The following is an 8,785-nucleotide window of genomic DNA, read 5'->3' as shown; positions in this document are numbered from 1 at the left end:
AGATTCTTAGATTCTTAGATTCTTAGATTCTTAGATTCTTAGATTCTTAGATTCTTAGATTCTTAGATTCTTAGATTCTTAGATTCTTAGATTCTTAGATTCTTAGATTCTTAGATTCTTAGATTCTTAGATTCTTAGATTCTTAGATTCTTAGATTCTTAGATTCTCTAAAATAAATCTGCTTCGCAGATTTATTTTAGAACTCCTGGATTTACACCATAAAAAAAGCCTCTTCAAAAGAAGAGGCTTTAGTACTCAGAGCGGGACTTGAACCCGCACGAACATTGCTGTTCACTGGATTTTAAGTCCAGCGTGTCTACCAATTTCACCATCCGAGCATTAGATGATATAGAGCGAAAAACGGGGCTCGAACCCGCGACCTCGACCTTGGCAAGGTCGCGCTCTACCAACTGAGCTATTTTCGCATTTCAAATTCTAATTAAGAACTGCAACACTTGATTTGTTCTGTATTGCGAGTGCAAATTTAGGACATTTATTCAATTACACAAGCGTTTTTTGAAAAAAAAATCTACTTATTTTATAACTTTCTGATAACCTAAACTTTAAATATGAAATTTATTTTCGTACCAACATTCTTTTAATCTCATTGAGTTTCATCAACGCTTCAACCGGTGTGATCGCATTAATATCAAGCCCCAGAATTTCTTCTTTTATCTCTTCCAGCAAAGGATCGTCTAAATTAAAGAAACTCATCTGCATTTCATCATTTTCAGACTTTACACCATTTAACGCTTCACTTGAGTGGTTTTTCTCCAGTTTTTTCAACATCTTTTGCGCCTTCAAAATTACAATCTGAGGCATTCCGGCCATTTTTGCTACATGAATTCCAAAACTATGAGCACTTCCTCCTTTTACCAGTTTACGAATGAAAAGCACATTGTCTTTTAACTCTTTTACCGCAACATTATAATTTTGAATTCTTGGCAACGATTCTGTCATTTCATTCAATTCATGATAATGCGTTGCAAACAAGGTTTTAGGTCTTCCCGGGTGTTCGTGTAAAAATTCGGCAATCGCCCAGGCAATCGAAATCCCGTCATATGTACTGGTTCCTCTTCCAATTTCATCCAGAAGTACCAAACTGCGATCTGAGATGTTATTCAAAATAGAAGCGGTCTCATTCATCTCCACCATAAAAGTAGATTCTCCCATCGAAATATTATCCGAAGCCCCTACTCTGGTAAAAATCTTATCTACAATTCCCATTCTTACACTATCAGCAGGAACAAAACTTCCCATTTGAGCTAACAATACAATTAAAGCCGTTTGTCTCAAAATAGCAGACTTACCGGACATGTTAGGACCTGTAATCATAATCAGCTGCTGCGTCTCTCTGTCTAAATAAACATCATTAGCAATATAAGGCGTTCCAACCGGTAATTGCTTTTCAATAACCGGATGACGTCCGTTTTTAATCTCTAACTCAAACGTTTCATCAATTTCAGGACATACATATTGATTCTCTATAGCCAATTGTGTAAACGAACACAAACAGTCCAGCTGTGCCACCAAATTAGCATTCATCTGCACCGGCTTGATATAAGTTCCAATCCAGATCACCAATTGCTCAAAAAGCTCTGTTTCGATCTTGTAAATCTTCTCTTCCGCTCCCAGAATTTTAGTTTCATATTCTTTTAATTCCTCGGTAATATATCGCTCTGCATTAACCAGCGTCTGTTTACGAATCCACTCTTCAGGAACTTTATCTTTGTGTGTATTTCTAACTTCAATATAGTAACCAAAAACATTATTAAACGAGATCTTAAGCGAAGAAATTCCGGTACGCTCCGATTCTCTTTTTTCAATTCCCTCAAGATATTCTTTTCCGGAAGTAGAAATAGCACGCAAATCATCCAGCTCTTCACTGATTCCTTTTGCAATAGCATTTCCTTTAGCCACCGCGACAGGCGCATCCTGATTTAAAGTATTTTTAATCTTTTCTCTTAACAAATCACAGGCATGCAGACTATCTCCTATTACCTTCACCGCTTCCTGCGGACTTTCAAGTGCCAGAGTTTTAATTGGAATAATTGCATCCAACGATTCTTTCAGATACACAATCTCACGTGGTGAGACTTTTCCTGTTGCTATTTTAGAAATCAAACGCTCTAAATCTGAGATTTGCTTGATTTGATACTGGATACTTTGTAAAACTTCGGAATTGGATTTTAAATAAGAAACCACATCATGACGGCTTTTTATTCTGGCACTGTCTTTCAAAGGTAAAGCCAGCCAGCGTTTCAACAAACGCCCTCCCATTGGCGAAAGCGTTCTGTCAATCACATCCAAAAGGGTAACCGCATTTGGATTATAACTATGATACAATTCTAAGTTTCTAATGGTAAAACGATCCATCCAGACATAGGCATCTTCGGCAATACGCTGAATCGCTGTAATATGCTGCACACGATTGTGCTGCGTTTCCGACAGGTAGTACAAAATTGCTCCGGAAGCAATAATTCCTTCTCTTAATTCTTCTACTCCAAAACCTTTTAAGGAAGAGGTCTGAAAGTGCTTCGTCAGCGTTTCCAGAGCATAATCTTCCTTATAAATCCAGTCTTCTAAATAAAAGCTATGAAAATCATCTCCAAAAGCATCTTTAAAGTCACTTTTATTCTGTTTCGGAACCAAAACCTCACTCGGGTTGAAGTTTTGCAGCAATTTGTCGATGTACTCTGCATTTCCCTGAGCCGTTAAAAACTCTCCTGTAGAAACATCCAGAAAGGAAACTCCGATATTTTTGTTAGCAAAATAAACTGATGCTAAAAAATTATTTGATTTGGATTGTAAAACTTCGTCGTTTAAAGAAACTCCGGGAGTTACCAATTCAGTAACACCACGTTTCACAATAGTTTTAGTCATTTTTGGATCCTCCAGCTGATCACAGATCGCCACACGAAGTCCGGCTTTGACTAATTTTGGCAAATAAGTATTGACAGAGTGATGCGGAAAACCGGCCAAAGCGGTTTCTGTATCAGAACCGGCGCCTCTTTTGGTTAATGTTATTCCCAGAATTTTTGAGGCTCTAATAGCATCTTCTCCAAAGGTTTCATAAAAGTCTCCTACTCTAAAAAGCAAACAGGCATCAGGATATTTTCTCTTGATTTCATTGTATTGTTTCATTAAAGGTGTCTCTTTAACCACTTTCTCTTTCGCTGCCAAATTATTGTATTTTAAATGAAAAAATTAAGACAGCGAATTTATGACATTTTGAAGGAATATCGAAGTAGTGCAAAAATTAAAATATTTTAAGCTTTTTTTAAGTTGAGATATAAGAATTTTACATAGATTTGTCTTAATTAAAAAAGACTCTAAAAAGATGAAAAAAATAATTTTAATCGCTATGTTAGCTGTAGTTGGAATTACAGCTTCTAATGCTCAAAGCAATAAAAAAGGTAAAATTGCCAAAGTAGAAGGTGCAGGAATGGCTTTCGAAACAGAAACCATTGATTATGGAACTATTGCTCATAATGCAGATGGGAAACGTGAATTTGTTTTTGTAAACAATGGAACCAAACCTCTTATCATCACAAACACAACTGGATCTTGCGGTTGTACAGTACCAACAACTCCAAAAGAGCCAATTGCTCCGGGTGCTAAAGGTATTATTGGTGTAAAATATGCTACTGACAGAGTTGGTGCTTTTACAAAAACTGTAACTGTAACTTCTAATGCTGAAGGACAACCAACAAAAGTACTTACTATTAAAGGTACTGTTTTACCAGATCCGGTAAAAAGCTAATCTAAAAAGTAAAATAGAATAATTCAAAAAGCTTCCTTAACTTTGGAAGCTTTTTTTATGACCTGAATAAACCTATGAGAAAACTTGAAAATAGCGAACTGGACCGTAAATCAATAGAGGATTTTAAAAAATCAGACAAAACTCCTTTGATTTTAGTTTTAGATGATATTCGCAGTCTGCACAATATTGGATCTGTGTTCAGGACCGCTGATGCATTTTTAATTGAAAAAATAATCCTGTGTGGTATTACCGCCACTCCACCCAATAAAGAAATTCACAAAACGGCTCTTGGCGCGACTGAGACTGTTGCATGGGAACATCACGAAAATGTATTGGAAGTAATCGAAAATCTTAAAAAAGAAAATGTACTGACGCTTGCCATCGAACAGGTGGAAAGCTCTATTTTCCTTCAGGATTTTAAAACGGAGAAAAATCAGAAGTATGCATTGGTTTTTGGCAATGAGGTTTACGGAGTTGCTCAGGAAGCAGTTGCGCTTTGTGATGGTTGTATTGAAATCCCACAATTAGGCACCAAACACTCTTTAAATATTGCCGTAAGCGCGGGAATTGTGGTTTGGGATTTATTTCAGAAATTAAACTGGCCCAAATAGATAATGTGTCAATTAGATAATTAGATAATGTGATAATTGCCCCATTATCTAATTTTCTAATTAAAAATCTTCTTCTGGATTTCGTCTAAAATAAAAAGGTAATCTTTATGATTTTTCACGAAATCACGATCGGAAACATCAATAATCAACACATTTAAATCAGTTTGGGATTTAATATATTCTAGATAACCATTATTGATCTTATCCAGATAACCCGCCTCAATATTCTGCTCGTAGTTGCGTCCGCGTTTCTTGATGTTTTGCAGCAGCCTTTCAGAATTCTGATACAAATAAACATACAAATCCGGTTTTGGCATTTCTTTATAGATAATATCAAACAAGTTTCGATACAATCGATACTCGTCTTCGGCAAGGGTAATTTTAGCAAAAATCAAGGATTTAAAGATATGATAATCGGCTACAATAAAATCTTTAAACAAATCAAATTGCGCCAGATCATCTGATAACTGCTGATAACGGTCTGCCAGAAAAGACATTTCCAACGGAAAAGCGTACCTGTTCTGATCTTTGTAAAATTTTGGTAAAAAAGGATTGTCGGCAAATCGCTCTAAAACCATTTTTGCATTAAAATCCTCCGCTATTTTTTGCACCAAAGTGGTTTTCCCTGCCCCAATATTTCCTTCGAAAGCAATGTAGTTGAAGTTCTCCAACGCAATTTCGCGTATCGGATTTTTCAATTCCTGAACTACTTCACAAACACTATCGTCAGGCGAGACTGCAATTAATTCTGTAATGGATTTTTGAAAAACAGGATGTTCCCAGTCTACACCTAAATCCTGCATAGGAAGCAAAACAAACTTTCTGTTTTGCATTAACGGATGTGGGATTTGCAATTTTTCGGACTCGATAATTTCATCATCATAAGTAATCAGATCAATATCGATAATTCGGGACTGATACCCTTGTTGCTCCGATCTGATTCGGCCTAATTTTTTTTCTACTTTCAGAACCTGACTTAATACTTTTTGAGCCGATAAATAGGTATGTAAAACCAATGCACAATTATAAAAAGCATCACTTTCAAACCCCCAGGCAGGAGTTTCATACAGTTTTGAAACCCTGATTACAGTCCCCACTTCTTTATGTATCAAATCGATACACGTTTCGATGTTTGTTAACCTGTTTCCCTGATTGCTGCCTATTGATAAAACGATTTGATGCTGTGACTTCATAATTAATGCAAATTAACTAAAACTATTTTAGAATTAACTACATTATTTGATTCAAGAGTTAGAAGTTTCCAACTATTTCAAACTCTTTCTTGTTCTCTTTGTTTTCTGAAGCCCTCTTCAAAAATGCAGTTAAATCGCTTGTTAAAGGGAGTTGGTTCTGGCTTTTCCAAAATTGTTCTGAGTAAGGAAATTTCACTTTAAAAATATCCTTATCCATAGACAAATTTGACTTTGCTTTTTCGGCAATAAAACTATTGGTTACAAAAAAATTGGTCGAATAATCGTAAAACGCTTTTATATTTTTTTCACTTACAAGTAATTCTACCCTAACATCCGATTTTGCGTTATTCAAATAATATTTATTGGTGCTGGCACTCTTCTTATAATTTGAAGTGGTTTTAAAACTCGTGGTTCGATATTCTACTTTGTCCTTTTTTTGAAACGGTACTTTTTCTCCATTATCATAAAGATCAAAATAGGTTTCTACAATAGCATAGTCATTCTTATTAATTATAAAATAACCACTGGTTTTTTGTGCAATTGTATTTTCTGCCTTTTTGATAAAACTAATTTTAAAAAAATCACCTGCTACATTTTTTTCCTTAGTAAGCTCGAAATCTTCCGTTTTGATAGAGATCATAGCATTTATGTCAAATAATTTTTCGAAACTCTGAAATTCGAAATACACAAAATCAGCCTTATCTTTTATCCCAACTTTCCTCATATTCAAAATCTCAACTTCACATTTATTGTCCGGTTGTGTTTTTGATTTAAAGATGCTTTTTCTCGATACTTTACCATAAATATCCTGTAATCTTTCTAATTCATCATTTCGTTTCAAGACACATCGCAAGAAGAAGTTTTCATTGTACGGTTCGAATATGTAATTCTCTTTCATTTTGGCATATACTTTTTTCATTATAGCCATTTCTTCACCCACCACTACTTCATCAAGTTCAATGGTTTTACTTTGCAAAAAGATCGTATCCTGTTTGTTTATTTCGGTAAAACTGAGTTTCAGATTTTCATATCCAATCAAACTAAAATTCAATTCATCCTGATCGGAAATAAAAGAAAAAACACCTTCCTCATTCGTTATTGAATTGTCCTTTTGATTGTAAATATTTACTTTTTCCAGAGGAAGCTTTGTCAGTTTATCGACTACCACTTTTTTAGTTTGCATTTTTTGAGCCCCGGCATAAAAGCCCAAGAAAAAAAGACTCCACAGAATTATTTTATCTTTCATATTTAAGTATTTGGTTTCCTCAAATATAAAATATTCCGAACTCAAACTATATTTATCTTACAAAATATCTTATCTTTAATTTAATGCGTTAAAAATGCAGAAGCCACAACCATTTCATCCAATTTGCTATTCGAATTAATTTGTTTTTAGATTACTTTTGTAACAAACCAACCTTTTTCGATACTTATTAAAAAAAATATACTTATGAAGTTTTTAGGAAATGTAATTGCCACTGTTATTGGTATTTTTGTATTTATTATCCTCTTCTTTTTTGGGGTCATTCTTATTGGAGCAATTTTTGGAGGAGACGATGCTGTTTCTGTGAAAAGTGATTCTGTTATTGAATTAAATTTAAAACAAATTCAAAACGATTATGCGGGAAAATACAAAGACCCATGGGTAACTGTTTTTTCGGATAAAAAAGGCATCGGTTTAACAGATGTAATCAATGCTATTGAAGCGGCGAAAACTGATGATAACATTAAAGGAATCTCTATTTTAAATGATGAGTCTTCTTTAGGTCTGGCACAATACAAAGATTTGAGAAATGCGCTTGAAAGTTTCAAAAAATCAGGAAAGTTTGTTTGGGCTTATGCCAATACGTACTCTCAGAAAGAATATTATCTGAATTCTGTAGCCAATACTATTTATTTGAATCCTGCCGGAGATTTAGATTTTAAAGGTCTTTCGTCTGAGGTGATGTTCTTCAAAGATTTTCAGGAAAAATCGGGCATTCACATGGAAGTGATTCGCCACGGAAAATACAAAAGTGCTGTTGAACCTTTTCTGGAAAATAAAATGAGTGATGCCAACAGAGAACAGGTAACTGCTCTTTTAAACTCCATCTGGACTACGGTTACGACTGATATTTCAAAAAGCAGAAATATTCCGCTACCGAAACTAAATGAAATCGCCAATGGATTACTGGCCAGAACTCCGGAAATGGCAAAAGCACAAAAACTGGTAGATGTTATTGCTTATGAAGATGTTTACCATAACGCGATTAAAAAAGCGCTAAAAGTAACGGGAGACGACGATTACAATAAAATTTCGATTTTAGATTATACTCAAAATAACATTACAACTGCCCTGACCAATACTGCTACTGATCAAATTGCTATTATTTATGCACAGGGTGAAATACAAAGCGGCGAAGGAGATGTTAATGTAATTGGTGAAGGTTCTATGCGACGTTCTTTACAGGAGGCGCGCAAAAATGAAGATGTAAAAGCAATCGTTCTGAGAATAGACAGTCCGGGAGGAAGTGCTTTAACTTCTGACCTGATCTGGAGAGAAATCGAGATAACCAAAAAAGTAAAACCGGTTGTGGTTTCTATGGGGAATTATGCCGCATCAGGCGGTTACTACATTGCCTGCAACGCCAACAAAATTTTTGCAGAAAGCAATACGATTACAGGTTCTATAGGTGTGTTTGGAGTACTGCCTAACTTCACTCCTTTAGCCCATAAATTAGGAATCAACACAGAGCAGGTAAAAACACATGAGAACTCTGCAAATTACAGTCCGTTTGTACCTGTTGACGAAAAATTTAAAGCCTTTACTTTAGAAGGAGTTGAGCATATTTACAAAACCTTTGTAACACACGTTGCGGAAGGCCGAAAAATGACTTTTGCACAGGTAGACTCGATCGCACAAGGAAGAGTCTGGTCAGGAAGTGAAGCTTTAAAAATTGGATTAGTAGATCAGATTGGAGGTTTGAATGATGCTATTGCTGAAGCTGCAAAAATTGCAAAGATCAAAACGTACAGTACACAAAACTATCCTGAATACGAAAAAACATTCAATGACCTTCTTTCCAATCTGCCATTTGCGCAATCAAAAGAAGCTTTTATTAAGGAAGAAATCGGAGAAGAAAATTATATGCTTATTGAGCAGGTAAAAAGACTTCAAAAACAAAAAGGAGTTCAGGCCATGCTTCCATTCGGAATAAACATTAAATAACTTCCTTTTA

General features: G+C 35.2%; 6 protein-coding genes and 2 tRNA genes. 3 read left to right on the top strand and 5 right to left on the bottom strand.

Features of this window, described 5'->3' with window-relative positions; translation table 11 throughout:
* Positions 1-252 precede the first annotated feature (252 nt).
* The 3 genes from BHE19_RS01350 to mutS all read right to left on the bottom strand — a co-directional run bounded on the left by BHE19_RS01350 (position 253) and on the right by mutS (position 3,183).
* A tRNA-Leu gene (locus BHE19_RS01350) sits at positions 253-338 on the bottom strand.
* Positions 339-352: 14 nt separating this feature from the next.
* Positions 353-425: transfer RNA gene (locus BHE19_RS01345), tRNA-Gly, on the bottom strand.
* A gap of 151 nt (positions 426-576) precedes the next feature.
* Positions 577-3,183 carry a DNA mismatch repair protein MutS gene (mutS, locus tag BHE19_RS01340; protein ID WP_070905659.1) on the bottom strand — a complete coding sequence of 869 codons (2,607 nt, stop codon included), beginning with the start codon at positions 3,181-3,183 and terminating at the stop codon, positions 577-579.
* 157 nt (positions 3,184-3,340) lie between these two features.
* Here mutS and BHE19_RS01335 point away from each other — a divergent pair, with 157 nt between their 5' ends.
* A complete protein-coding gene (locus BHE19_RS01335) occupies positions 3,341-3,763 on the top strand; it encodes a DUF1573 domain-containing protein (protein WP_017497760.1) in 423 nt (140 codons plus the stop codon).
* 74 nt (positions 3,764-3,837) lie between these two features.
* On the top strand, positions 3,838-4,374 hold the full coding sequence (locus BHE19_RS01330; protein ID WP_017497759.1) for an RNA methyltransferase: 537 nt from the start codon (positions 3,838-3,840) through the stop codon (positions 4,372-4,374).
* Between the two features lie 56 nt (positions 4,375-4,430).
* Here the strand turns inward: BHE19_RS01330 and folK are convergent, their stop codons facing one another.
* Positions 4,431-5,567, bottom strand: a complete 1,137-nt coding sequence (gene folK, locus BHE19_RS01325; RefSeq protein ID WP_070905658.1) for a 2-amino-4-hydroxy-6-hydroxymethyldihydropteridine diphosphokinase — start codon at positions 5,565-5,567, stop codon at positions 4,431-4,433.
* A gap of 58 nt (positions 5,568-5,625) precedes the next feature.
* On the bottom strand, positions 5,626-6,813 hold the full coding sequence (locus tag BHE19_RS01320) for a carboxypeptidase-like regulatory domain-containing protein (protein WP_070905657.1): 1,188 nt from the start codon (positions 6,811-6,813) through the stop codon (positions 5,626-5,628).
* A gap of 204 nt (positions 6,814-7,017) precedes the next feature.
* Here BHE19_RS01320 and sppA point away from each other — a divergent pair, with 204 nt between their 5' ends.
* Complete coding sequence (sppA, locus tag BHE19_RS01315; RefSeq protein ID WP_070905656.1) at positions 7,018-8,775, top strand: signal peptide peptidase SppA; 1,758 nt, start codon at positions 7,018-7,020, stop codon at positions 8,773-8,775.
* Positions 8,776-8,785 lie beyond the last annotated feature (10 nt).

The organism is Flavobacterium tructae (assembly GCF_001853485.1).
GTDB lineage: Bacteria > Bacteroidota > Bacteroidia > Flavobacteriales > Flavobacteriaceae > Flavobacterium > Flavobacterium tructae.
The sequence above is the reverse complement of the archived record's forward strand: the minus strand, read 5'-3'. Positions and strand labels throughout refer to the sequence as shown.